This window comes from Pseudomonas sp. S3_G06 (assembly GCF_054667565.1).
Genome location: NZ_CP162738.1, coordinates 450,534 through 476,844, shown reverse-complemented (window position 1 = coordinate 476,844; position 26,311 = coordinate 450,534). Strand labels below are relative to the sequence as shown.

21 protein-coding genes are annotated in these 26,311 nt (G+C 59.7%); 10 read left to right on the top strand and 11 right to left on the bottom strand.

What is annotated here, in order from left to right:
• Positions 1–43 precede the first annotated feature (43 nt).
• Positions 44–2,566: a TcfC E-set like domain-containing protein gene (locus tag AB4N47_RS02220; protein WP_341638872.1), complete on the bottom strand. Its 2,523-nt coding sequence runs from the start codon at positions 2,564–2,566 to the stop codon at positions 44–46.
• 110 nt (positions 2,567–2,676) lie between these two features.
• Positions 2,677–3,168, bottom strand: a complete 492-nt coding sequence (locus AB4N47_RS02215) for a CS1 type fimbrial major subunit (protein WP_460154403.1) — start codon at positions 3,166–3,168, stop codon at positions 2,677–2,679.
• A 496-nt stretch (positions 3,169–3,664) separates the two neighbouring features.
• Here AB4N47_RS02215 and AB4N47_RS02210 point away from each other — a divergent pair, with 496 nt between their 5' ends.
• A complete protein-coding gene (locus AB4N47_RS02210; RefSeq protein WP_024014184.1) occupies positions 3,665–4,240 on the top strand; it encodes a PadR family transcriptional regulator in 576 nt (191 codons plus the stop codon).
• Positions 4,237–5,025, top strand: a complete 789-nt coding sequence (locus tag AB4N47_RS02205) for a siderophore-interacting protein (RefSeq protein WP_341638870.1) — start codon at positions 4,237–4,239, stop codon at positions 5,023–5,025. The genes AB4N47_RS02210 and AB4N47_RS02205 overlap by 4 nt, the downstream gene beginning before the upstream one ends.
• Before the next feature lie 93 nt (positions 5,026–5,118).
• On the opposite strand, the gene AB4N47_RS02200 is transcribed toward AB4N47_RS02205, so the two are convergent.
• Together AB4N47_RS02200 and AB4N47_RS02195 are read right to left on the bottom strand one after the other, a co-directional pair.
• The gene (locus AB4N47_RS02200) at positions 5,119–5,748 is read right to left on the bottom strand and encodes a Pr6Pr family membrane protein (protein WP_341638869.1); all 630 of its coding nucleotides are present in this window, start codon (positions 5,746–5,748) and stop codon (positions 5,119–5,121) included.
• Between the two features lies 1 nt (position 5,749).
• The gene (locus AB4N47_RS02195; RefSeq protein ID WP_016773359.1) at positions 5,750–5,980 is read right to left on the bottom strand and encodes a VF530 family protein; all 231 of its coding nucleotides are present in this window, start codon (positions 5,978–5,980) and stop codon (positions 5,750–5,752) included.
• 299 nt (positions 5,981–6,279) lie between these two features.
• Between AB4N47_RS02195 and AB4N47_RS02190 the strand changes: the two genes are divergently transcribed.
• The 4 genes from AB4N47_RS02190 to AB4N47_RS02175 all read left to right on the top strand — a co-directional run bounded on the left by AB4N47_RS02190 (position 6,280) and on the right by AB4N47_RS02175 (position 11,397).
• Positions 6,280–7,641 carry a carbohydrate porin gene (locus AB4N47_RS02190; RefSeq protein ID WP_341638868.1) on the top strand — a complete coding sequence of 454 codons (1,362 nt, stop codon included), beginning with the start codon at positions 6,280–6,282 and terminating at the stop codon, positions 7,639–7,641.
• Between the two features lie 222 nt (positions 7,642–7,863).
• Positions 7,864–10,275, top strand: a complete 2,412-nt coding sequence (locus AB4N47_RS02185; RefSeq protein ID WP_460154402.1) for a glucose/quinate/shikimate family membrane-bound PQQ-dependent dehydrogenase — start codon at positions 7,864–7,866, stop codon at positions 10,273–10,275.
• Positions 10,276–10,576: 301 nt separating this feature from the next.
• A complete protein-coding gene (locus AB4N47_RS02180) occupies positions 10,577–11,032 on the top strand; it encodes a hypothetical protein (RefSeq protein ID WP_217865326.1) in 456 nt (151 codons plus the stop codon).
• Positions 11,020–11,397, top strand: a complete 378-nt coding sequence (locus AB4N47_RS02175; RefSeq protein ID WP_217865325.1) for a hypothetical protein — start codon at positions 11,020–11,022, stop codon at positions 11,395–11,397. The genes AB4N47_RS02180 and AB4N47_RS02175 overlap by 13 nt, the downstream gene beginning before the upstream one ends.
• Positions 11,398–11,954: 557 nt before the next feature.
• Here AB4N47_RS02175 and AB4N47_RS02170 read toward each other — a convergent pair.
• Positions 11,955–13,124: an ATP-binding protein gene (locus tag AB4N47_RS02170; RefSeq protein ID WP_217865324.1), complete on the bottom strand. Its 1,170-nt coding sequence runs from the start codon at positions 13,122–13,124 to the stop codon at positions 11,955–11,957.
• A gap of 248 nt (positions 13,125–13,372) precedes the next feature.
• On the opposite strand from AB4N47_RS02170, the gene lon reads away from it, so the two are divergent.
• The 4 genes from lon (at position 13,373) to cmoB (ending at position 18,302) form a co-directional block, all read left to right on the top strand.
• On the top strand, positions 13,373–15,787 hold the full coding sequence (gene lon, locus AB4N47_RS02165) for an endopeptidase La (protein ID WP_024014191.1): 2,415 nt from the start codon (positions 13,373–13,375) through the stop codon (positions 15,785–15,787).
• 217 nt (positions 15,788–16,004) lie between these two features.
• A complete protein-coding gene (locus AB4N47_RS02160) occupies positions 16,005–16,397 on the top strand; it encodes a protease inhibitor I42 family protein (RefSeq protein ID WP_071173473.1) in 393 nt (130 codons plus the stop codon).
• A 208-nt stretch (positions 16,398–16,605) separates the two neighbouring features.
• Positions 16,606–17,349 (top strand): carboxy-S-adenosyl-L-methionine synthase CmoA, encoded by a 744-nt coding sequence (gene cmoA, locus AB4N47_RS02155; protein WP_341638865.1) that lies wholly within the window; start codon positions 16,606–16,608, stop codon positions 17,347–17,349.
• Complete coding sequence (cmoB, locus tag AB4N47_RS02150) at positions 17,346–18,302, top strand: tRNA 5-methoxyuridine(34)/uridine 5-oxyacetic acid(34) synthase CmoB (RefSeq protein WP_122507787.1); 957 nt, start codon at positions 17,346–17,348, stop codon at positions 18,300–18,302. The genes cmoA and cmoB overlap by 4 nt, the downstream gene beginning before the upstream one ends.
• A gap of 131 nt (positions 18,303–18,433) precedes the next feature.
• On the opposite strand, the gene tadA is transcribed toward cmoB, so the two are convergent.
• The 6 genes from tadA to treC form a co-directional block, all read right to left on the bottom strand.
• A complete protein-coding gene (tadA, locus tag AB4N47_RS02145; protein WP_341638864.1) occupies positions 18,434–18,931 on the bottom strand; it encodes a tRNA adenosine(34) deaminase TadA in 498 nt (165 codons plus the stop codon).
• Positions 18,931–20,307 (bottom strand): multicopper oxidase family protein, encoded by a 1,377-nt coding sequence (locus AB4N47_RS02140; RefSeq protein ID WP_341638863.1) that lies wholly within the window; start codon positions 20,305–20,307, stop codon positions 18,931–18,933. Before AB4N47_RS02140 ends, tadA begins: the two co-directional genes overlap by 1 nt.
• A gap of 118 nt (positions 20,308–20,425) precedes the next feature.
• Positions 20,426–20,716 carry a PTS transporter subunit EIIB gene (locus AB4N47_RS02135; RefSeq protein WP_024014197.1) on the bottom strand — a complete coding sequence of 97 codons (291 nt, stop codon included), beginning with the start codon at positions 20,714–20,716 and terminating at the stop codon, positions 20,426–20,428.
• A gap of 2 nt (positions 20,717–20,718) precedes the next feature.
• The gene (gene ptsP / locus AB4N47_RS02130) at positions 20,719–23,247 is read right to left on the bottom strand and encodes a phosphoenolpyruvate--protein phosphotransferase (protein ID WP_341638862.1); all 2,529 of its coding nucleotides are present in this window, start codon (positions 23,245–23,247) and stop codon (positions 20,719–20,721) included.
• A 50-nt stretch (positions 23,248–23,297) separates the two neighbouring features.
• The gene (locus AB4N47_RS02125) at positions 23,298–24,521 is read right to left on the bottom strand and encodes a maltoporin (protein WP_341638861.1); all 1,224 of its coding nucleotides are present in this window, start codon (positions 24,519–24,521) and stop codon (positions 23,298–23,300) included.
• Positions 24,522–24,628: 107 nt separating this feature from the next.
• The gene (gene treC, locus AB4N47_RS02120) at positions 24,629–26,275 is read right to left on the bottom strand and encodes an alpha,alpha-phosphotrehalase (RefSeq protein WP_122507793.1); all 1,647 of its coding nucleotides are present in this window, start codon (positions 26,273–26,275) and stop codon (positions 24,629–24,631) included.
• Between the last annotated feature and the right edge of the window lie 36 nt (positions 26,276–26,311).

Here is a 26,311-nt window from a genome sequence, read left to right as displayed (position 1 = left end):
TTGCTGCTGCGCGTGTCGCCCAAATGTGGACCTGGTCATCGGTTCAGCCCGCCTTCTGCGCGGTGACACCGACGTCGGCCACGGTGTCTGGCGTGCAGCGCAGATCGCCTATCATCAGGACGTTGTTTTCACTGCGGTACTGGTTGGCATCGAGGCGGAACTGACACAGCAAGCGATTATCGCGACGGATTTCGAGGGTCGGCGAACCGGCGTTCATCTCCATTGAAAAGAACCCGTCGACCTCGGTGACGCCACGGCTGGCATGGTTGATCACATGATGGCCCTTGAGCGGCCGCCCTGCTTCATCGATCAGGCGACCGAGCACCGTCAGGGTTTTCATCACACGGATCTTGCGATACTCCACCCCGCCCTTGTTCAGGTGATAGCGAGTGCGCGCCGGCTCGATGGTCGCTGCGGGCACGTTATTGCCCTCGAAGTCGAAGCTCACGGAGCTGTTCTGATAGGCCGTGATCGGGATGAAATTGCGCCCCGGCTTCAAGGCAGCGCTGCTCCCGCTATAGTCGTCGGCACGCAGGACGATGTCGTCGATGTCCGATTCGACATCGACGATCATCCCGGCGCCGCGCACTTCGCTGTGATTGGTCATGAGCATCTGCTCGCCACCGACGACCAGCGTGCTGTCGAGGTTGAGGCCGCCGGTGAAATTGCCGTTGTAGGACGAGCGTTGAATAAAGCCATCGCCGTTGACCGCATCGGTGCGGAAATTGGCCAGGCTGGACATGCCCAGGCCGTAGGTATCGGTGAGCGCCGTGACCGAGACGCTTTGCAGCACGTGATCCTTGAAATCCTTGCGCCAGCCGAGCGAGGCGTTGTTGTCGCGCTCGCCATCACGGGCGGTGCGTGAGCCGATGCTGCCGGTGAGCTGCTGACCGGGCGCGCCGAGCGCCAGATTGATGCTCAGATCGATCCCGCGATTGCGCGCATCGCCGCTGCTGAAACTGCCCGGACGATCAAAGACCGACATGCGCCAACTGGCATCACTGCCCAGCAGCACAGTGCGCTGGGTCCAACCCAGATCCAGGCCCATGCCTTCGACATTGCCTTCGCTGTGCGAAACCCGGGCATTGACCGAACTCTTGCTGCTCACCCGATGATTGAGCGCCAGCGATGAATTGCTGGTCTGGCCGACGAACACGTTACGCGGACGAACGCGTGTGCCGTCGGGCAGCGTTTCGTAGGTGTTGGTGGTGTCGAGCCAGCTGCGGTTGTGGCTGATCACCAGACTGCCCGCGCCGTAGTTGTACAGGCTTTGCAGATCCAGACCGGTGCCGTAATCCTCGGTCTTGTAGACATTGGCATACAGGCTGAGGTGGTTGGCCAGCGTCCAGTCGATGGATGTGCCGTACTGCAGCTTTTCGCGAATTTGCCGCGCCGATGCGCCGAGAATCACCCGCGGATGCAACAGATAGTTGAGCGATGCACCGGCGGTCGGGCTGCCACTGCTTTGCTTGTCCCAGTTACTCAACAGTTTGCTTTCTTCGCCGGCAAATACGTTGTAGCGCCAGCGCTCATCGAGGTTGCGCCAGTTGCTCGGCTTGTAGACCAGTTCCTGCGTGGTGGAGGTGATCTGGCCGTCCTCGATCAGGCGAACCTCCACTTCGTAAATGCCACCCGGCAGCGGCCGCGTATCGAGCGACTGCAGACCGGCGGGCACCGATTGCGTGTTGATCAGCAAACCATTGCGCCAGATTTCCACAGCCCCCTGACGATTGGCGGTCACGTAGATCGGATACACGCTCGGCATCGGCGTGTTGATCGCCAGACTGTCGGAGCTGCCATACATGAGGCCTACAGCGGTGTCGGGGCTGGTGCCGAACGTGCGCGGCTGACGCATCAGCCCTTCGGAATTGGGGGTGAAATAGCCCAGGCGAAAGAAACTGCCTTGCAGTTCGCGCTGGGTGTGCAGCTCATGCACGGCGTGATACAGCTTGGTGTCAGGACCGCCGAGCCGGGCCATTTGCAGGTTGAGGGTCTGGCTCCAGTTGCCCAGACTGGAACTGGCTTCCAGGCCGAAGCGCCCACCCAGATCCTGATCCTGACCGCCATTGAGATTGAGTTGATTGCGCACCATCAGGCCACGACTGCCGCCATCGGGTTGCTCGTAATAACGCTTGGCCTGAACATCGCGCTCGGCATTTTCAGTGAGGATCGAAACCAGCGAACTTTGCAGGTTGTAGTGCACCGCCAGAAACTGATCGGGACACGAACCGCTGCACGCGCCCAGAGGCACACCGGGTTTGAGGTAGCTCGCCCACTTTTCCCGCTCGGCCGGGCCAAAGCGGTTTTCGCTGGTATCGGTGAATTCGAGAAGCGTGATGCGGTCATCTCGCGACAGCACCACCATGGCTTCGCCCAGCGGCTGCTGATCGACTTCGACCCGCACCGCCAGCGGTACATCAAAGAAATGCTCCTCGAAATCCGCCGGCAAGCCTTTGGCCTGCGCCAGCAAACTGCGTGGCGTGGTACCGGTGGCGTCGGAAGCCATGACTGCGCTGGCACAGAACAACAGCGCAAGCGCAGCCGCGATGGGTGTCATCGGGAACATGAACTCGTACTCTGATTTTCAGACAATGAAAGTCCGTCGGGGCAAACACGGATGTTTGCCCCGCGGTCAAACCCACGGTGAAGGTGGGCGTCTAGCAGACGATCATGCGATCAGCGCGAACCGACCGGAGGTACCGCATCGAAAACCATTGCAATAGTTCCGGTGTAATCACCCGGCGCGTATGTGGAGCTGGCACGCGGAGCGATTTTCAGCAATGCGCGGTAGCTACTGTCGGATTCATCTTCACCCACAACCATTTGTGGCACTTGGGTAAGAATCTTGCCGTTGAATTCAACGTCCAGGGCAATCTGATCGACACCCGATTGCAGCATAGGGATGCCATTGAGGCTGGCGTGAACGGAGCCGTCAGTGTTACGTACGTCAAAGTAACCTTTGACCTCGGTCATCTTGCCGGTGGCAGGGTTGTAGCTCATGTCCTGGTCCTTGTTGACCAGATCAGGGTCGACCGGCACCACATAGAAGCTGGTGGTTGGCACTGTGGCGACAAGACTGATGGTATGCGAGGCTTCATTCGCCGCGAAGGCCGTGGAGGACATTGCCAGAAGAGCCAGTGGAGCAGCGATTGCGATTTTCTTGAACATCGTTCAGTACCTGTTTGCTTTATATAAGGGGGTGTCATTGAAAGTTCACAAACCTTTTGCTCGTCGACCGCTGAAGCAACTTGAACTTTCAATGCCGGGCATCATCGACTGTTGCCTCTGGAATGTAAGCAGGCAACTTCCGACAAACTCGTAGTTAAACAACCCCACACCCCGCCAGAAAAAAGAACAAAAAACAGATACTTGCAACATTCGCTGTAAGTTGCGCCCTACACACAGTTACAGGAAAAAAAACCATACAGCAACTTAGCCGCTTTAACGCGGCAACTTGCGAGAAATTAGAATATATACTCAAGCACAACTAGAGCGATAACTTTAACTTTAAGGTCACGCCTTTTTATTTTTGATCGGAAAGAGTTTTGTGGCTTTTTTCACGCTGACCGCTCGTCCGTCGAGCGTCGCCAGAGGCCAAAAACGTCTTGCACAGCGCTTAAGATATATCTTAAGTTGTATCTAAATACGACGAGAGAGAAGCGAAATGAGAGACCATCATTCCCCCCACCGCGAGCATGGCGATGGCCGCGACGGCTTCGAGAAGCGCCCCGGTCGCGAACGCGGCGGCCGCGGCCCGCGAGTCTTTGCCCCCGGCGACTTGAAATTGCTGTTGCTGGCGCTGATCGCCGAGCAGCCCTGCCACGGTTACGACCTGATCCGCCAGATAGAAGGCATGTTCGACGGCGCCTACAGCCCCAGCCCCGGGGTGATCTACCCGACCCTGACCTTTCTGGAAGAGAGCGATCTGATCGCCGGTGATGCCGAGGCAGGCAAAAAGCGTTACAGCGTCACCGACGCCGGTCGTTTGTCTTTAAGTGAACAAGCGGTGGCGCTCGACGGCGTCCGCATGCGCATCGACGTCAGCAAGCGCTCGCTGCGCGGGCATGATCGTCCGGCGGAAATCCACGAAGCGGTGCATAACCTGCGCCATGCCTTGCAGCTGCACCATGGGCGCTGGAGCGCCGAGGAAATCCTGCGCGTACGCGACCTGCTCAACGACACCGCCAAAGCCATCGTCGACGGCCCTGCCGTTCAACCTGCCACGGAGAAAGCCGAATGACTGCAGTCGATAACCAAACCATTCACCGCGTGATGCACGAAATCAAACGGCGCAAGCTTGAAGTGCTGCGCGTCACCGACCTGACCCCGCGCATGCGCCGCATCACCCTCGGCGGGCCGGAACTGGCCGGGTTCATCAGCCTGGGCACGGACGATCACGTCAAACTGCTGTTCCCGCAGAACGCCGAACAGGCTGCCGCGCTGGAGACGATGCAACTGGGCGCCGGCAAGGACAACGGGCCGATGCCCGAGATGCGCGACTACACGCCGCGTCGTTACGACCTGGATAAAATGGAGCTGGACATCGATTTCGTCCTGCACGGCGACGGCCCTGCCTCGACCTGGGCGGAACAGGCGCAACCGGGGCAGTTCCTGCATATCGGCGGGCCGCGCGGTTCGATGATCGTGCCGGACATCTTTGACAGCTATCTGCTGATCGGCGACGAAACCGCCCTCCCCGCCGTCGCCCGCCGCCTCGAAGGTCTGGCCGCAAATCGCCGGGCACTCGTGGTGATCGAAGTGGAAAACGGTGCCGAGCAGCAAGTGCTGCAAAGCGCGGCGCAGTTCAATGTGATCTGGGTGCTGCGTGAAGGTGGCAAGGACAACCTGCTGACGACGGTCAAACAACTGCAGGTGCCCAAGGGCAATCTTTACGCCTGGGTGGCGACCGAGACCAAGGTCTCACGGCAGATCCGCCGGGTGCTGATCGATGAGCATGGGCTCGATGAACAGTTCATCAAGGCTGTTGGCTACTGGCGGGCGGAAGGCACTTCCGAGGAAGAGTAAATCCGAGAAGCAAAAGATCGCAGCCTTCGGCAGCTCCTACAGGGGAATGCATTCCAAATGTAGGAGCTGCCGAAGGCTGCGATCTTTTGATCGTTACGGCCGAAATCGATCCAGACCAGTCACTAGCAACCCCACCAACACAAACCCCACCAATATCCCCCCGGCATTTGCCAGCACCTGTGGATAACCCAACACCGCGACATCAATGAACGGATACGCATAGGCGCCGAGCAGATGTCCGCGCAGCAAGGCGTAGATGAAATACACCAAGGGGTAGATCAGCCACAGCGGCAAGTGCCACAAGCGCAACGTGCCTTTGGGGACGCAGCACCACCAATAGCCGAGAAACAGCAATGGCATGACGTCGTGGAGCAATTCATCGGCAACAAACTGCCAGCCTTCGGGATGCCACAAATGCCGCAGCAGGATGCTGTAGGCCAGAGCGACGACGGCGATGCTCACAGCGATCCCGCTGCTGACCCACGGTTGCAGAAACCAGCGCCGCGCGGCGGATTCGCGCTCGGTGACCGCGCAGGTCAGCACCGTCGCCACCAGGGTGTTGGTCAATATGGTGAAGTAGCTGAAGAAACTCACCAGCCCGCCCAGCAGGCTGGCGCCGATGCTCAATCGTGCGAAGAGAATCAGGTACAGCTGAATTGCCAGCCCTGCCCAGCCCAGCACGGCCAGGCCGGTGATCAGGCGTTGGCGCCTCGCGCTGTCCATCTCAGAGCGGTCGCTTGGTGCGCATCAGCTTCACGTACAGGCGCTCGACCTTCTCCCGCGCCCACGGGGTTTTACGCAGGAAGGTCAGGCTCGACTTGATGCTCGGATCGCTCTTGAAACAACGGATGTCGATACGCTCGGCCAGCCCCGACCACTCGTAGTGAGTCACCAGTGCATTGAGGATCTGTTCGAGGGTCACGCCGTGCAGCGGATCGGGGGATTGTTCGTTCATGCCGGGCCTTTGGGCGAAGTGATATGCAGAAGCCGCGCACCTTAGCCGAGGGGCCGAGCGGGTGGAAGGCCTTCCTGCAAATGTAGGCCAACCCGGGAAGGTCGCAGGCTGTGGCCCGACTCACAATGCGCCCGTTTGCCGCACTGTTACCGAATCCGAAACGCTGCATGTCTGCAAAAGCCCTTTCTCAATTTGTTACAGATCATTATCCTGCCGCCCTTCCGCTGAAACGCTTCACTGCCTGCGACAATCTGAAGCGCTCGGCCTGCACTCGAAAAACATCAAAAAAAGACTTCTTCATGCCTGACTTTTCCTTCTCCCGAGACAGCGCTATCTCTGCCCTGCGCACCCTTGGCGGCTGCACCGCCCTTGGCTTGGCTACCTGTGCCCACGCGGCGCCGGCCTTCGACAGTGAATCACCGTACATGCTCGGTGACTGGAGCGGCACGCGCACGCAACTTGCGGAAAAAGGCTACGACTTCAAACTCGATTACACCGGCGAAATGGGCAGCAACCTGCACGGCGGTTACGACCACGACCGCACTGCCCGCTACAGCGACCAGTTCGGCCTCGGCACCCATCTGGATCTGCAGAAGATCCTCGGTTGGAACGACGCCGAATTTCAGCTGACCATCACCAAACGCAGCGGCAACAACATCAGCAACGACCGCATCAACGATCCACGCGTTGGCGGCTTCACTTCCGCCCAGGAAGTCTGGGGCCGTGGCCAGACCACGCGCCTGACGCAGATGTGGTACCAGCAGAAATTCTTCGATCAGAAGCTCGACATCAAGGTCGGCCGTTTCGGCGAAGGCGAAGACTTCAACAGCTTCCCTTGCGACTTCCAGAACCTCGCGTTCTGCGGCTCGCAGGTTGGCAACTGGGTCGGCGGCATCTGGTACAACTGGCCGGTCAGCCAATGGGCGCTGCGGGTCAAATATCACCTGACGCCGGAGCTGTATGCGCAGATCGGCGCTTATGAGCAGAACCCGTCGAACCTCGATCGCGGCAACGGTTTCAAACTCAGCGGCAGCGGCACGCAAGGCGCGATCCTGCCGGTCGAACTGGTGTGGACGCCGAAGCTCAACGGCCTGCCGGGCGAATACCGCGCCGGTTACTACTACAGCAATGCCAAGGCCTCCGACGTCTATAAAGACCGCAATGACCAACCGGCAGCGTTGAGCGGCGAAGCCTATCGCAGCGCGTCGAGCAAGCACGGCGTGTGGCTGGGCATTCAGCAGCAGGTGACCAGTATCGCCAGCGACCACTCGCGCGGTTTGAGCCTGTTTGCCAACGCGACGATGCATGACAAGAAAACCAACGCCATCGACAACTACGTGCAGGCCGGCCTGACCTACAAAGGTCCGTTCGATGCCCGCGCCAAGGATGACATCGGTTTCGCCCTCGCTCGTGTGCACGTCAACCCGGCCTATCGCAAGAACGCCGAAATGGCCAACCGCGCCAACGCCGTCTACGACTACGACAATCCGGCGTTCCTGCCACCGCAGGACACCGAATACAGCGCCGAGCTGTATTACGGCGTGCACGTAACCAACTGGCTGACCGTACGCCCGAACCTGCAATACATCCGCCACCCAGGTGGCGTAAACGACGTCGACGACGCCCTGATCGGCGGGATCAAGATCCAGTCGTCGTTCTAAAAAACGCCACAAGGCCCTGTGGGAGCTGGCTTGCCAGCGATAGCAATCTGTCTGGCGATTTCATTGTTGGATGTGCAATCGCCATCGCTGGCAAGCCAGCTCCCACAGGGATCCATGAAATTCGATAGCCGAACAAGTTTTTATCTGAACCATGCCTGCGCCAAATCGTCATCTAAAGTGACTACAGCGCGGGACTACATAAACGTCACGGAGAATCACACTATGAGCACCGAAAGTGCTTCGAGTCGGGGCCGTCTGCTACCGGGCCTGCTCGGCATCCTGCTTCTACTGATGGGCCTGGCCATGCTGGCCGGGGGAGTCAAGCTGAGCATGCTCGGCGGCTCGCTTTACTATCTGCTGGCCGGTATCGGCATCGCATTGACCGGCGTTCTGCTGCTGATGCGCCGCCGCGCGGCACTGGGCCTGTACGCCATCGTGCTGTTTGCCAGCACGGTGTGGGCATTGTGGGAAGTCGGTCTGGACTGGTGGCAACTGGTGCCGCGTCTGGCGCTGTGGTTTGTCCTCGGCTTCGTGATGCTGCTGCCGTGGTTCCGTCGTCCGCTGCTGCTCAACGGCCCGGCGAAAATCGGCACTGGCGGTCTGACCGTGGCGGTTATCCTGGCCGGCGTTACCGCTCTGGCCAGCCTCTTCACCCACCCGGGCGAAACCTTTGGCGAACTGGGCCGCGACAGCGCGGACATGACCAGCACCGCACCGGCCATGCCGGATGGCGACTGGCAGGCGTACGGTCGCACCGAGTTCGGTGACCGCTACTCGCCGCTCAAGCAGATCACCCCGGAAAACGTCGGCAAGCTGCAAGAAGCCTGGCGCATCCAGACCGGCGACCTGCCAACCGCCGATGACCCGGTCGAGCTGACCAACGAAAACACCCCGCTCAAAGCCAACGGCATGGTCTACGCCTGCACCGCGCACAGCAAAGTGCTGGCACTGGACCCGGACACCGGCAAGGAAATCTGGCGCTTCGATCCACAGATCAAGAGCCCGGTCGGCTTCAAGGGCTTCGCCCACATGACTTGCCGTGGCGTTTCGTATTACGACGAAGCCGCCTATGCCAAGTCTGAAAACGCCGGTTCCGCTGTCATCTCCGAAGCCGGCCAGGCTGTTGCTCAGGCCTGCCCGCGTCGTCTGTACCTGCCAACCGCTGATGCCCGCCTGATTGCGTTGAACGCCGACACCGGCAAGATCTGCGAAGGCTTCGGCAACAAAGGCGTGGTTGACCTGACCCAAGGCATCGGCCCGTTCACCGCTGGCGGCTACTACTCCACCTCGCCAGCAGCGATTACCCGTGATCTGGTGATCATGGGCGGTCACGTCACCGACAACGAATCGACCAATGAGCCATCGGGCGTGATCCGCGCCTTCGACGTGCGCGACGGTCACCTGGTGTGGAACTGGGACAGCGACAAGCCGGACGCCACCGAGCCTCTGGCCCCGGGCGAAACCTACAGCCGCAACTCGGCGAACATGTGGTCGCTGGCCAGCGTCGATGAAAAACTCGGCATGGTTTACCTGCCACTGGGCAACCAGACTCCAGACCAATGGGGCGGCAACCGCACCCCGGGCGCGGAGAAATTCAGCGCCGGCCTCGTCGCACTGGACTTGGCCACCGGTAAGGTGCGCTGGAACTACCAGTTCACCCACCATGACCTGTGGGACATGGACGTCGGCAGCCAGCCAACCCTGCTCGACATGAAAACCGCCGACGGCGTGAAACCTGCGCTGATCGCTCCGACCAAACAGGGCAGCCTGTACGTCCTTGACCGTCGTGACGGCACGCCGATCATTCCGATCAAGGAAATCCCGGTACCGCAAGGCGCCGTGAAAGGCGACCACACCGCACCGACCCAGGCCCGTTCGGACCTCAACCTGCTGGCCCCGGAACTCACCGAAAAAGCCATGTGGGGCGCCAGCCCGTTCGACCAGATGCTGTGCCGCATCCAGTTCAAGGAACTGCGTTACGAAGGCCAGTACACCCCGCCATCGGAACAGGGCAGCCTGATCTATCCGGGTAACGTCGGCGTGTTCAACTGGGGCGGCGTCTCGGTCGACCCGGTTCGCCAGCTGCTGTTCACCAGCCCGAACTACATGGCCTTCGTCTCGAAAATGGTCCCACGCGAGCAAGTCGAAGCCGGCAGCAAGCGCGAGAGCGAAACTTCGGGCGTGCAGCCAAACACCGGCGCGCCTTACGCGGTGATCATGCACCCGTTCATGTCGCCACTCGGCGTACCGTGCCAGGCCCCGGCCTGGGGCTACGTCGCCGGTATCGACCTGACCACTGGCAAAGTCGTGTGGAAACGCAAGAACGGCACCAGCCGCGACAGCTCGCCAATCCCGATCGGCTTCACCCTCGGCGTACCAAGCATGGGCGGTTCTATGGTCACTGCCGGCGGCGTCGGCTTCCTCAGCGGCACCCTCGACCAGTACCTGCGCGCCTATGACGTGAATACCGGTAAAGAACTGTGGAAATCGCGCCTGCCTGCGGGTGGTCAAGCGACTCCGATGACCTACACCGGCAAGGACGGCAAGCAATACGTGTTGCTCGTTGTTGGCGGCCATGGCTCGCTGGGTACCAAGATGGGTGACTACATCATTGCGTACAAACTGCCGGAATAAGCGTTAGCTGGCGGTATTGAAAAGGCGATGTTCCGTGAAGGACATCGCCTTTTTTTGTGGGCGCAACTTGGCAGGCAATGAATAAACCTGTGGTAGCGGTTGTGAACAGGTTCGTCCTGCTGACGCTGATCAATACGCCGGAGTTTTCCGACAGGCGGGTCGGTAGCGTTCGGAAAATGCGCTGGGCCTGAATAACTATCGCGAACAAGAATAAAAAACTGTCAGGTATTACAGTTCACAGCTTTTACGCTTTTACCCAGACTTGCCTCTTCACTATTCGGATCATACAGAGGCAGGTCTCATGGCAAACCCAAACGTACCCAACGCCGTCTTCGCGTTCGGCTCTATTGAAACTGATGTCAAAGGCACCATCAGCGGTAATTATCTGGACTTGACCAGCTACAGCACTTCAAGCACATCCATTTCCATCAACGTGTTAGGGGGATACGACTTTTCTTTCCGCCACAACGACAGCTTGTCGGGCGCGCGAATCATCTCCATCTCGCTTCGCTACCCGCAGGATCCTTCCCCTTTGCGCTATTCAGAAACGATTGTCATAGACCGAGCCGATCCTCGTCCCTATGAATTTGAAACGACAACTTCTTCCATTATCGCGGTGACTCAAATCAGTAACTTCGTGTACCGATACGACCTCAAAGATTACAAATTTTCCGGCAAAGCACAGCACACGAATGACACGCGGGAACTCACCTGTAATGGATTCTTTGTGGTTCAGGGACTGACGTGGCCGATCTGACAACGCTGGTTGTGGGGACCTTCTGTATGAGCCTTTATTCGAAACTGCGTATCGCCCTGCTGGCTGCCATATTCGCACTCAGTGCCTGGATCCCTGCGCAGGCTGACAATAACGCAGAGCAGGCAAAAGACTGCAGTGCAGCGCTCAATGAATTGAAATCCATGAACATCACGCCTGGCGCATCCAATTGTCAGACAGGCCAGACACTACAGTGGCGCGTCGAGGCAACTGCCGAGCAATTTGAGCAGGTCATGGATGTTTGCGAAAAATCCAGACTGGCCGCCTTGTATCGATACAGCGAGTCAAGGATCGTCAGTTGCCAATACACCTCAGGCACGAGGAACACTCCGAGCGGAGCGTATTGATTGATAGCAGTGGTAATACGTGCCATCGAAATAGACGCTGAAACTGTTTGCGGCGAAATCCGCGCGCTTCTCAATTGTGGCCGTGAATGTGTTTGACGTTTTAGCAGTTCTAACCTTCTCGATTTTCATAATCCGTTCCGTCTGCATTGCGAAGTGGAAGGACAATCGTGCTGTAAAATCGATAAGCGCGTAACTGTCATATCTGACAGGCAGCTATAACAAATAGAATTAAATGAGGGGATGCGTTATAGCCTAGCGATGCGAAGGCGCGATGTTTCGATCTGGCTTTTGAACCAGGATCAAAAGATCGCAGAATTCGGCGGATTCTTCGGAACCTTCATTCACTCCAGGAACCTAGTCAAATTCAGGCCGCCTTCGCGAGCAGGCTCGCTTCCACACAAAATCAAAATCAAAAGATCGCAGCCTTCGGCAGCTCCACAATGAGCGCAAGATCGAGTACTGCCCATGCTCTTGATCCATGCGTACCGGCAGGTAAGCGGGGCAGAACTTTCGGAAAGAATTCGGCGGCTGACTACATAAGGCGCTACCACTGATTTTCATTCGCCACGACGGCGAAGGTATTCCGCGAAAAGAGGAACGGTGAAATCAAGGTAACCATGGTCGGTGCTGTAGATCATACCTTTGGAAATGATATTGGCCCGGGCCGGGCCTAACGATGATTGATCACGCTCCATCACCTTGGCGATACCTGCCATAGGATAGGGCCCATCACCAAGGGTGGCCATCGCCATCACAAACTGGATCTCGGCTTTGGTAAGCCGGTCATAACGAACCTTGAAGAAGCCGGCATCGAGTCCGGCGATAGTCTCTGGATAAGCGCGTTCGACATCAGCGAGCGTGATCATGGGGCCGGCAGCAACATCCCATGAAGTTGAACCCCATTCCTGCAGAAAAAACGGATAGCCCCTCGTTCGCGCGACAATCGCTTGGAGGGCAGCGTCTTCGATCGTCTGCTCCTCCTCCTCGACGGGTTTTCGAACAGCAAGTTTTGCTGCTTCTTCGTCCAGCGCGCCTACAGGCGGGTAGAGGAAAAGTCGCTCTGCATAGGACTTCGCCTCACCAGCCAATTTGGCAACCTGTGGTAGTCCTGCCCCAACCAAAACCACAGGCAACCCGCGCTGGGCCATTCGATGCATCGCAACGATAAGTGCCGACAGATCGCCTTCCGAGAGGTACTGAACCTCGTCGATGAGCAGCACCCATCCCTTGCCAGCGGCTTTAGCGCCCTCGCCAATCACACCGAACAGGTCTGGAAGATCATGTTGCAGATCGCCGCTATCAGCAAGCCCAGGTTCAGCACCCTCAACGCCCACCTCAACGCCACCGATATCGATTTTGAATATCGAGGCAAAATTGCGCAGGGCGCTCATACCCCGGGTGGCAATGTGCTTTGCTCCTTCGAATCCCGAAAGTGAACGCATTACGCGTCGCAGTTCAGGGTAAAGAAGAGTGGAAAGTGTATTTTTCTCCGGAGCTTCGAGCTGGGAAACGAGCATCCCCTCTTGTCTGGCGATATTGCCGATCTCATTCAGGAGTACCGTCTTGCCCACTCCACGAAGGCCAAGGAGCATCAGCGACCGTGCAGGTTTGCCCCTCACTGCTCGGCCGCAGGAAATCCGAGCCATTTCGAGAAAAGAGTCTCGGCCAGCGAGCTCCGGTGGTGGAAAACCAGCCCCGGGGGCGAACGGATTACGATAGGGATCCATCAAAACTCCATTTAATAGTTAAAGCTAACCAAGACTAGCGCTTTTTGCTATTTGTGCGCAGACATTGTTAGATTTCAATAGGCACCCGTGCCGACCTAAAGGATCTCGCCACCGCCCAAAGGCCGCCAAGGTTAACAAGGTCAAAAACTTTGCAAACCTGAACACACACGCAGAAACACACCCGCCCCATTGAAACCACCCCACCCCTGCCCCATCTAAGACCCCATACCCCATTGCGCAGGTGCCCCATGACCGACCAGCAAGATCGCCCGGACAACCACGACGATTACGAAACCGATCACATCGAACACACCTCCTCCGGCACCGGCCTGGCACTGCCCGGGCAAAACCTGCCGGACAAGGTCTACATCATTCCGATCCACAACCGTCCGTTCTTCCCGGCCCAGGTCCTGCCGGTCATCGTCAATGAAGAGCCGTGGGCCGAAACCCTCGAACTGGTCAGCAAATCCGAACACCACTCCCTGGCCCTGTTCTTCATGGACACGCCCCAGGAAGACCCGCGCCATTTCGACACCGGCGCCCTCCCCGAATACGGCACGCTGGTCAAGGTTCACCACGCCAGCCGCGAAAACGGCAAACTGCAATTCGTCGCCCAGGGCCTGAGCCGTGTGCGCATCAAGACGTGGCTCAAGCACCATCGCCCGCCGTACCTGGTCGAAGTCGAATACCCGCACCAGCCCACCGAGCCGACCGACGAGGTCAAGGCCTACGGCATGGCGCTGATCAACGCGATCAAGGAGCTGCTGCCGCTCAACCCGCTATACAGCGAAGAGCTGAAGAACTACCTCAATCGCTTCAGCCCCAACGACCCGTCGCCGCTGACCGATTTTGCCGCCGCGCTGACCTCGGCGACCGGTCCCGAGCTGCAAGAAGTGCTCGACTGCGTGCCGATGCTCAAGCGCATGGAAAAAGTCCTGCCGATGCTGCGCAAGGAAGTCGAAGTCGCGCGTCTGCAAAAAGAGATTTCCGCCGAAGTGAACCGCAAGATCGGCGAGCATCAGCGCGAGTTCTTCCTCAAGGAACAGCTCAAGGTCATCCAGCAGGAACTCGGCCTGACCAAGGACGACCGCAGCGCCGACCTCGAACAGTTCCAGCAGCGTCTCGAAGGCAAAACCCTGCCGGCCCAGGTGCAGAAGCGCCTCGAGGAAGAAACCCACAAACTGTCGATCCTCGAAACCGGCTCGCCGGAATACGCCGTCACGCGTAATTATCTGGACTGGGCAACATCGGTGCCGTGGGGCGTGTACGGCGAGGACAAACTCGACCTCAAGCACGCGCGCAAAATCCTCGACAAGCATCACGCCGGTCTGGACGACATCAAGGATCGCATCCTCGAATTCCTCGCTGTTGGTGCGTACAAAGGCGAAATCAGCGGCTCGATCGTGTTGCTGGTCGGCCCGCCAGGCGTGGGTAAGACCAGCGTTGGCAAATCCATCGCCGAATCCCTCGGCCGGCCGTTCTACCGCTTCAGCGTCGGCGGCATGCGCGATGAAGCCGAGATCAAGGGCCATCGCCGCACCTACATCGGCGCCCAGCCGGGCAAACTGGTGCAGGCGTTGAAAGACGTCGAGGTGATGAACCCGGTGATCATGCTCGACGAGATCGACAAAATGGGCCAGAGCTACCAGGGCGACCCGGCCTCGGCGCTGCTGGAAACCCTCGATCCTGAGCAGAACGTTGAGTTCCTCGACCACTACCTCGACCTGCGCATGGATCTGTCGAAGGTGCTGTTCGTCTGCACAGCCAACACCCTCGACTCGATCCCCGGCCCGTTGCTGGACCGGATGGAAGTGATTCGCCTGTCCGGCTACATCACCGAAGAAAAAGTCGCCATCGCCAAGCGTCACCTGTGGCCGAAACTGCTGGAAAAGGCCGGCGTATCAAAAGGCAGCCTGAGCATCAGCGACACCGCGCTCAAAGCCCTGATCGACGGCTATGCCCGTGAAGCCGGCGTGCGGCAGCTGGAAAAGCAGATGGGCAAACTGGTACGCAAAGCGGTGATGAAGCTGATCGACGATCCGAAAGCGGTGATCAAACTCGGCCCGAAAGACCTCGAAGCCTCGCTGGGCCATCCTGTGTTCCGCAACGAACAAGTGCTGTCCGGCACCGGGGTAATCACTGGTCTGGCCTGGACCAGCATGGGCGGCGCGACCTTGCCGATCGAGGCCACGCGAATTCATACACTCAACCGCGGCTTCAAGCTCACTGGGCAACTCGGCGATGTGATGAAGGAATCGGCAGAGATCGCCTACAGCTACGTCAGCTCGCACCTCAAGCAATTTGGAGGTGATGCGAAGTTCTTCGACGAAGCCTTCGTCCACCTGCATGTACCGGAAGGCGCAACGCCGAAGGACGGCCCGAGCGCCGGCGTAACCATGGCCAGCGCCCTGCTCTCCCTCGCACGTAATCAGCCACCGAAAAAAGGCGTGGCGATGACCGGCGAATTGACCCTGACCGGCCATGTACTGCCGATCGGCGGCGTGCGCGAGAAGGTAATTGCAGCGCGGCGGCAGAAGATTTTCGAATTGATTCTGCCGGAGCCGAACCGGGGTAACTTTGAGGAATTGCCGGATTACCTGAAGGAAGGGATTACCGTGCACTTTGCCAAGCGGTTTGCGGACGTGGCGAAGGTCCTCTTCTGACAATCATGTAGTGCCTGATGTACCGCTATCGCTGGCAAGCCAGCTCCCCCAATGTTCTATGGTGCCCACAAATCTTGTGGTTAACCGAGAAACCTGTGGGAGCTGGCTTGCCAGCGATGGCTTCAGTGCTGCCAACACTGAACTCCCTGACTGTCACACTTCGTCTCATCTTCAGTTATGCTCGCCGTTCGTCGTAACCGCCGGAGCTGCTGACCTTATGTCCCCCATTCGCCTGTTTGTCCCCCTCGCCCTTTCCTTGCTGGCCGCCTGCGCCACGCAACCGAAACACAACGTGACCGTGGAAAAACAAAGCGAATGCCCCGTACGGCTCAACGTCGGGCAAAACCTGATCATCAGCCTGCCAAGCAACCCGACCACCGGCTACCGCTGGGCGATTCAGGATTCGGCTGGCGGCGTGTTGCGCGCGCTCAGCCCGGAGGTTTACAGCAATCCGGAAGATGCCGGCGTGGTGGGCGCAGCGGGGGTTTCGACCTGGCGCTTCCAGGCCTTCGCGGCCGGCACCGGGCGTTTGCGCCTGACCTCGCAACAACCGTGGGCTCCGGAAGTGCTGCCAGTGGAAACCTTTGACTGCGCCATTTCGGTGAACTGACGGTGGGAAACCGCGCTGGCCTCTTCGCGAGCAGCCTCGCTCCCACAGGACACCGCGATCCCCTGTGGGAGCGAGCCTGCTCGCGAAAGCCATATCCCTGACGGCGAGAAATTACACCCCTCTCGGTGCTTTATCAGACAACCCAAGCATCCCCGCGCCACTTTGGCTAAAATGCCGGCCTTTTCCACCGACACCGCCGGACGCCGCCGTGAGCAAAGAACCCGATCGCCTATTCGCCCAGCCTTTGGCCCAGGTGCCTGACTTCGCCTTCAATGAAGACGTGGTGCGGGTGTTCCCGGACATGATCAAGCGCTCGGTGCCGGGTTACCCGACCATCGTCGAAAACCTCGGCGTGCTCGCGGCGCAGTTCGCTCAGCCAGAGAGCGTGCTTTATGACCTCGGCTCGTCGCTCGGCGCAGTGACTCAAGCCCTGCGCCGTCATGTGCGCACCGACGGTTGCCGGGTCATCGCTGTGGATAACTCGGCGGCGATGGTCGAGCGTTGCCGCGAGTACCTCAACGGTCAGGATTCGATGTTTCAGGAGTTGCTGCCAGTCGAGGTGATCGAGGGCGATATCCTCGCGCTGGAGTTTCAACCGGCCTCGGTGGTGGCGCTGAACTTCACCCTGCAATTCATCGCCCCGGACCAGCGCACCGCGTTGCTCTCGCGCATTCGCCAATCGTTGTTGCCCGGCGGCGCGCTGATTCTCTCGGAGAAGCTGCGCTTCAACGATGGCCAAGAGCATGCGCTGCTCACCGATCTGCACGTGGCGTTCAAACGCGCCAACGGCTATAGCGAACTGGAAATCGCCCAGAAGCGCAGCGCCATCGAAAACGTCATGAAGCCCGACAGCCTCGAAGAACACCGCGAACGCCTGCTGGCCGCCGGGTTCTCGAAAGTCGTGCCGTGGTTCCAGTGTCTTAACTTTGCCTCGTTGATTGCCTTGCCATGATTGATCTGTCCCCCCTCGCCCGCCGTCTGGCCGGTACTCCGCTGGCCGAATGGGCCAACACGCTGCAAGCGCAACTCGACAAGAAAATGGACAAAGGCCATGGCGATCTGGAGCGCTGGCAAAGTGCGCTGGACGCCTTGCCGAAGATCCAGCCAAGCGAAATCGACCTGCTCAACGGCCTGAAACTCGACACCGATTGCGACGACGACACTCGCGCACAGATGCGCACCGCGCTGATGGGCTTGTCGCCGTGGCGCAAGGGGCCGTTCGATCTTTTCGGTGTGCATGTCGACACCGAATGGCGCTCGGACTGGAAGTGGTCGCGCGTCTCCCCACACCTGGACCTGAAGGGCAAACGCATTCTCGATGTCGGCTGCGGCAACGGCTACTACATGTGGCGCATGCTCGGCGCCGGTGCCGACAGCGTGATCGGTGTCGACCCGAACTGGCTGTTCTTCTGCCAGTTCCAGGCGGTGCAGCGTTACCTGTCCGAGCCGAATGCCTGGCACCTGCCGTTCCCGTTTGAAGACCTGCCGCCGAATCTGGAAGGCTTCGACACAGTATTTTCCATGGGCGTGTTCTATCACCGTCGCTCGCCGATCGAGCATTTGCTGGCGCTGAAGGATTGCCTGGTCAAAGGCGGCGAACTGGTGCTGGAAACCCTCGTGGTCGAAGGCGACAAGCACCAAGTGCTGGTGCCGGAAGATCGCTACGCGCAGATGCGCAACGTGTGGTTTTTGCCGTCGGTGCCGGCGCTGGAATTGTGGCTGCGCAGAGCCGGATTCAGCGATATTCGTTGTGTGGATGTCAGTACCACGACGGTGGAAGAACAACGCGGGACGGAGTGGATGAAGTATCAGTCGCTGAGTGATTTTCTGGATCCTGAAGACCACAGCAAAACCATTGAAGGGCTGCCGGCGCCGATGCGGGCAGTTATCGTCGCGAAGAAATAACTCAATCTCCCCAACAACGGAGATCCACCTGTGGGAGCGAGCCTGCTCGCGAAAGCGGTGTGTCAGTCACCATTCATTTTGAATGTACCGACGCTTTCGCGAGCAGGCTCGCTCCCACATTGAACCTGTGTTTATTCAGCAGGTTTTGCGCGTCTGGCGCGGAAAAACTCGGTCAGCACCGCACCACATTCTTCAGCCAGCACCCCGCCCTCATACAACACCCGGTGATTCAAAAAGCCCTGGGTAAAAAACTGTCCCTGACTCTGCACAATCCCGGCCTTGGGTTCCAGCGCGCCGTACACCACCCGCGCCACCCGCGAATGCACGATCAGCCCGGCGCACATGCTGCACGGTTCCAGCGTTACATACAGCGTGCTGCCCGGCAGACGATAGTTATCCACCTCCTGCGCCGCCGCACGGATCGCGACCATTTCGGCGTGGGCACTCGGGTCGCTGGTGCTGATCGGGCAATTGAAGCCGCGACCGATGACCACGCCATCCTGCACCAGCACCGCGCCCACCGGCACCTCACCGAGGGCGGCGCCCTGTGCGGCGAGGGTCAGGGCTTCGCGCATGAAGTCGCGGTCGCGGCTGCGGTCGATGATCGCCGCCGGGCGGATCTGGCGCATCACTTCACCTCGATCGCGGCCATCAGGCCGGTTTCCATGTGGTCGATGACATGGCAGTGGAACATCCACACCCCCGGGTTATCCGCCACCAGCGCCACTTGCGCACGCTCGTTCTTGCCCAGCAGATAAGTGTCGGTGAAGTACGGCACGACTTTGTGCCGGTTCGACGCGATCACCTTGAAGCTCATGCCGTGCAGGTGGATCGGGTGCTGGTACTGGGTCATGTTCTTCAATTCGAAAATATAGCTCTGACCCAGTTTCAGGCTGGCAATCGGTCGGTCAGCACAGGTCTTGTCGGTGATGTCCCAAGCCTTGCCGTTGATCTGCCACAGGCTCGGCGGTTTGCCGTTTTCGGTGTTCACCGAGACCGAGCCGACCCATTCGAAATTGAAGTTGAGTTTCTCCGCATTGGCCAGATCCGGCTCGGCCACCGGGTTGGCCGGCAGGGCTTTCGGCCAGTCCGTCGGCGCGTCGGTATTGGCGACTGAACGCAGCGTGCCCAGACGCACCGGGCCGTTACGCAGCGACAACTCTTCACCGGCCGCCGGGGCCTTGATCGCCAGGCAAATGCGCATGCCAGGGCCGAGCCAGTATTCCTTGCCCAATGGTCGTGGCTCGACAGGGTTGCCATCCAGCGCGTAGATCTTCGCTTCGACCCCAGGAATATTGATGCGATAGGTCAGGGTGTTGTCGAGGTTGAGCAAACGCACCCGGGTGATCTGCCCGGCCGGCAGATCAATCACCGGCAACGGTACACCATTGATCGTCGACAGGCGCCCGGCGGTACCGCCACGGGCCGCTTCGCGGGGGATGCTGAACTCGACGAACTGGCCTTGCTCGTCGATGTGCCAGTTCTTCAGGCTCAGGGTTTTCTCGTACTTGAACCCGGTCGGCTCGCGTTCTTCGATGATCAGCGGCCCGACCAGCCCGCGCCCCAGTTCCTCGCTGCTGCTGACATGCGGGTGATACCAGTAGCTGCCGGCGTCCGGCACGCGGAATTTGTAGTCGAAGTATTCGCCCGGCAATACCGGTAATTGCGACACGTAAGGCACGCCGTCCATTTCCAGCGGCAGGCGGATGCCGTGCCAGTGGATGGTGGTCGCCACCGGCAGGTGATTGATGAAACGCACCCGCAGCCATTCACCCTGGCGTACACGCAACTCGGTGCCCGGCGCCGACGGGCCGAACGCCCAGGCCTCGGTCTTGTGCCCCGGCACCAGCTCGACGTCGAGGGGCGCGGCGATCAGTTCATAGTCGTGGCCGGCCTCGGCGTCGGCCATCTTGCCCAGCCAGTAACGCGACGCGCCTCCCGCGCCCGCGCCAACGACAACAAGACCGGCCAGGCCACCGAGGATTTGGCGACGGGTAAAGGACATGAACTCAACTACCTCACGTATCAGCGACAGACCCCGAGGGATCCGCAAAAAGGCGAATACGATACACCCGCAGTTGAGAAACAGTAAGGGCGACCTGCGGCCGCACGTCTTGTCGGCCTTATGCGCGCAGCCCGGTAATCAGGTGCAGCACGCCGCCCTCAAGGCACATGACGCCCGACACACCGGCCATACTCAACGCCTGACGGTCGACACAGGCCGCGTCGTGCAGCGTCACGCGCACCCGGGTCAGCGCCAGCGGTTGCTGCGACTTGAGGTTATCCACACCGCCCAGCGCGGCGACGATCTCGGCGTTCAAGCCGGCAACCGCATCGGCGGTAATGTTTGCCTCGTCCGGTACCAAATCCGGCGTCAGTGCTTTCCAGAATGCCTGCTGCAATTTGTCGAACATGTTCAATTCTCCATAACCGGCGAGGCAGCGATGTTCGCCTCATGAAAGCGCTGCAAGGCTTCACGGACATCAGTGGCGCTTTCCAGATTCGAAACCTGTTCCGCGATGATTCGACAGTCGGCCAGGTTCACTTCGCGCACCGCCGACTTGATCGCCGGAATCAACGGCACGCTCACCGACAGCTCATCCACACCCAGCCCCAGCAGCAACGGCACCGCAAGGCGTTCAGACGCCATCGCACCGCAGACGCCGACCCATTTGCCGTGGGCATGCGCAGCCTTCACCGTCATGGCAATCAGGCGCAGCACCGAAGGGTGAAAGCTGTCCGCCTGACTGGCCAGACGCGGATGATCACGATCCATGGCCAGGGTGTATTGGGTGAGATCGTTGGTGCCGATGGAAAAGAAATCCACGTGCGGCGCCAGCACATCGGCCATCAGCGCAGCGGCGGGCACTTCGATCATGATTCCCAGCTTTGGCAGATGCGCCAGGCCCAGCGCCCGCGCTTCTTGCTCAAGAATCTGCCGCGCCAGACGCAGTTCGGCCAAATTCGTGACCATCGGCAACATGATGTGCAAACGCGTCAGTTCACAGCAGGCGAGGATTGCACGGAACTGCTCGCGCAACAGTTGCGGTCGCTCAAGACACAGACGAATGCCACGCAAACCGAGGAATGGATTGGTTTCGCTGTCCATCGGCACATAAGCCAGCGGTTTGTCGCCACCGACATCGAGGGTACGCACCACCAGATTGTGTGCCGGCCCGATGGTGCGCGCGATGGCGCTGTAGGTGGCCAGCTGTTCGTCATGGCTCGGCGCTTGCTGACGGCCGAGGTAGAGAAACTCCGAACGCAGCAGCCCCACACCATTGGCGCCCAGCTCCATGGCCTGGGCGGTTTCTTCTTGCGAGGCAACGTTGGCGGTGACTTCGATGTGCTGACCGTCACGGGTGCAGGCCGCCGCGCTGGCCTGGGCCAGTTCCTGCTGATGACGCTGGCGCTGGCGCTCATGCCGCGTGCGCAATTGATCGATGGACTCGGCGTCCGGGTGCAACTGCAATTCGCCTTTGTCGGCATCGAGCAGCACTCGCGTGCCGTTGCCGAGCCCGAGCATTTGCAGCGGCATGCCGCAAATCGCCGGCAAACCGCAGGCTCGCGCGAGGATCGCGACATGGCTGGTGGCGCCGCCGCCAACGGTGGCAAACCCGAGCACTTTGCGCGTATCGAGCCCGGCAGTTTGTGAAGGAGTCAACTGATCGGCGATCAGAATGGTGTCGTCCGGCAACTCCAGCGTCTGCTCGTGAACACCGAGGATCAGCTTCAGTACGCGCTGGCCGACATCATCCAGATCCGCCGCGCGCTCGGCCAGCAAGGCATTGCCCAGCGAGCGAAACATCGCCACCGTTGCGTCGGTGCTGGTCTTCCAGGCAAACGCCGCGCTATTGCCCGCGTCGATCAGCGCCCGGGCCTGATCCAGCAGGCTCGGGTCGGCCAGCAGTTCCTGATGCGCCTTGAAGATCTCCGCTTGCGCCTGGCCGCTGGCGGTGTCGCGCAGATGTTGCAGGGCCATGTCGGCTTCGATCAGGGCCTGGCTCAACGCCTCCCGTTCAACTGGCGGCTCGGCGCCGAACTCGTTGACCAGAAGCGACGCTTCGACGATCTGCATGACTTGCCCCAACGCCGAACCGGGCGAGGCGCAGACACCGCGCAGGATGTTCGGCATTTCTGCTGCGTCGGCTTCGACCGGTGCGGGCGCTGTCACCGCTTCGCCGCAGCCTTCGCTCAGCAAGCGTGTCAGCGCATCGACGGCGGCTACGGCATCTTCACCTTCGGCGCTGACCTGCACGCTGTCGCCATGGGCCGTCTGCAACGCCATGATTGCCACCAGGGATTTGCCGTTGGCTTGGGCTTGCAACTTGTGCAGATGAATGGTCGCTGAAAATGCTTTGGCCGCTTGGGCAAATACTGCCGCCGGCCGCGCGTGCAGGCCATTGGGATTGGGCAGGTTGATCGGCTGCGAGAACACCGCGTCGCCCGGCACCGGCGCTGGGTGTTCGCCGACGGCTGCCCCGACGACGACGTCCAGCACTGGCTGGCCCACCTCGACCAACCCGGTTGAGCCAACGAGTGAATCGAACGGCTCGCCGCTGACCACCAGCATCAAGGTCAACAAACTGCGCGCGTGCAGGGCAATGTAGTCAGCATCGAAGTCGATCAGCGCCTGCCCCGCTTCGACCCGCTGCCCCGCTTCAACGCGGCGGGTGAATCCTTCGCCGGCGAGATTCACCGTGTCCAGGCCGATGTGCATCAACACCTGCACACCCGCATCACTGGTGATGGTGAGCGCGTGCCCGCTGGCCTGCACATCGCTGACCACACCGGCCAACGGTGCGCAGAGCGTTGACGAAGTCGGGTCGATGCACAAACCGTCGCCGATGATCCGCCCGGCAAACACCGGATCGGGCACCTGGTCCAGCGCCATCAGCACGCCGGATAAAGGAGCCAGCAGCTGCAATTGTTGGGGTGTGGCCATGACATCACCTGAGCTTGTATTGATTGAATGAGCGGTCGCAGCCGCTTTGCTTATTTCCACCAGTACTCAACCTGCAAGCCGACATTGGCGCCGTGCCGCGCGTTGCCGAAGGCGCCCGTGTCGGAGAGTGCCGAGCCTTTGGCCAACAGGTTAGCGGCACGCTTGGCTGCCTGGTTCCAGCTGGCATAGGTGTAATACAGACGTACTTCGGGCCGCGCCCAGAATTCCGGGCCTTTCGGTGACCAGGTCGGCGCGAAGGTGAACTTGCTCAGCTTGCGCGTGCCGCCCGCCGCCTCGACCTGATCGTGCCCCAGTTCGGTCACCAGTTTGAACTGCTCGCTCAGCGCATAGGCCGGGCGCACGCCGAGTGACAGCCAGTTCTGGTCAGCGCCGCCCTGACGAATATCTTTCTGATACACCGCCTGGAATTGTCCGCCAAAACGCGGCGTCAGTTGCCAGTCGAAGAATTCGACGATGCGATAGCTCTTGTTGCGGTCATCGAGCCTGACGTTACCGGTATAGCCCAATCCGGTGCCCGGCCCTTCGCCGTATTGCAGCGCCAGTTTGTTCTTGCCACCGAAAAAGTCCTGCTGCACGTGCTGGGTGGTGATCGCCCAGCCACGGTGGGCATCGCGGCTGTCGGGCTTGTCGATGTAACTCAGGCCGAACTCCAGTTCACCGCCCGGGTTACTGTTGAAACCGCCGACATTGAAGTCATGGCGGTTGATGTAATCCTTTTGGTAAAGATTGTCCTTGCGCGAAAAGGCGTAGCTGTATTTCAGGCCACCGAGCAACACGTCTTCAATGCCTGCACCGGTGGCGCTCTGGTTCCAGTAATAGAAATCGGAAATATGGATGTCGTTACGTTTGTAGTAACGCCGCCCTGCCCACAGCGAGCCGCCGTTGAGCGCGGGCATCGCCGACCATTGCGCATACGCCTGCGGCAAACGAATCGAGCCGTTGTCTTCCTTGAACGTCAGGCTGCGGTCATAGCGGTTATACAGCGAGGCCATGCCGTCGACGCTCAGCACCGAGCCGTCGTCGAGGGTGTACAGATCCTGGCGCAGCTCGAGCTCACCGTACTGCTCGCACTCGTTACCGAGGCGATATTTGGTCTGCGCGCCGGGCAACTGGAAACACGACTGGCTGCTGCTGTTGACCGATGTACCGACCCCGCTGCGCAGATAGCCGCCGAACTCCAGCGCATGTGATGACGTGGGCATTGCCAGACAAATCCCCGCGACTGCCAGACTGTAATTTATGGTTGCTCTCATATATGCCACCCGTTGTTTTTATTGTGTGGTTGCAGGAATTCAGCGCGCACAAATCCCCCGCGCAGCGTTCTGCGTGTTTTTTCAAAGGTTGTTATTCAGTTAAAAAATCAGGGGTCGGTCAGGTGCAGCACGAAGGATTCGTAAGGTCGCAACTGCAGCAAACTCGTGCGTTGCGGGCAGTCCGGGTAATTGCTGATCAACAAGCGCTGCTCCTGGGCTTCGTCGAGCAGCGCCGGTAGCTCGACCTCACAGGCAGTGCCATAGAAGTTGTTCACCACTAACAAGCGTTCTCCCGTCCCCTCGCGCAGGTACGCCCAGACCTGTGGATGCTCGGGCAACAACTGGCGATAGATGCCATCGGAGATCAACGCTTCAGTGCGGCGTAAAGCGATCAGGCGCCGATAGTGATGCAGCACCGATTCCGGGTCGTGCAGTTGATGCGCGACATTGATCTGTGCGGCATTGGCCGACACACCAATCCATGGTTCGCTGCGAGTGAAGCCGGCGTTGTGCCCGGCGTGCCAGTGCATCGGCGTGCGCCCGTTGTCGCGGGACTTCTGCATGATCGCCGCCATGTTGTCGAGGTCGCTGGTGCCGGCTTCACGCTTGAGGCGAAAGATATTCAGGGTTTCGACGTCACGGTATTGCTCGATGCTCTCGAACCCCGGATTGGTCATTCCCAATTCTTCGCCCTGATAAACGAAGGGCGTGCCCTGCAGAAAGTGCAGCGCAGTGCCGAGCATCTTCGCCGACAGCTCGCGGTATTCGCCGTCATTGCCGAACCGCGAGACCACGCGAGGCTGATCGTGGTTACACCAGAACAGCGCATTCCAGCCACCGCCCGCCTGCATGCCGGTCTGCCAGTCGGACAGGATCTGCTTGAGCTGGAGGAAGTCGAAATCGGCGCGCACCCACTTCTGAAGGTTCGGGTAATCGACCTTCAAGTGATGAAAGTTGAAGGTCATCGACAATTCTTTCGACTGCGGATTGGAGTAGCGGATGCAGTGTTCGAGGCGGGTTGATGACATCTCGCCGACGTTGATCAGCTCATGCCCTTCGAAGACTTCGCGGTGCATTTGCTGCAAGTACGCATGCACGTTAGGCCCATCGGTGTAGAAGCGCCGACCGTCGCTGTCGTCCTCGGGGAAGTCCGCCGGTTTCGAGATCAGATTGATCACGTCCAGACGAAAGCCACCGACACCCTTGTCGCGCCAGAAACGCATCATCTTGAACACTTCGTCGCGGACCTTGGGGTTGTCCCAATTGAGATCCGCCTGGGTGTGGTCGAACAGGTGCAGATAATATTGGCCGGTCTGCGCTTCGTATTCCCAGGCCGAACCGCCGAACTTGGATTCCCAGTTGTTCGGCTGGTCGCGCCAGATATAGAAGTCGCGGTAAGGGTTGTCGAGGCTGCTGCGCGCCTGCTGGAACCAGACGTGCTCGATCGAGGTGTGGTTGACCACGATGTCGAGCATCAGCTTGATCCCGCGTTTGCCCGCTTCGGCGATCAGCAGTTCACAGTCGGCCATGCTGCCGTAGCTCGGATCAACCGCGTAGTAGTCGCTGATGTCGTAGCCGTTATCGCGTTGCGGCGAGCGCAGGAACGGCGTGATCCACAGGTAATCGACCCCCAGCCATTGCAGATAATCGAGCTTGGCGACGATGCCGAGCAGATCGCCAGTGGCATTGCCCGCATGGCTGTGAAAGCTCTTCGGGTAGATCTGGTAGATCACCGAACGTTGCCAGTCTTGCATGGCGGATTTCCTCTTGAATTTTGGAGCCGTGTAGTA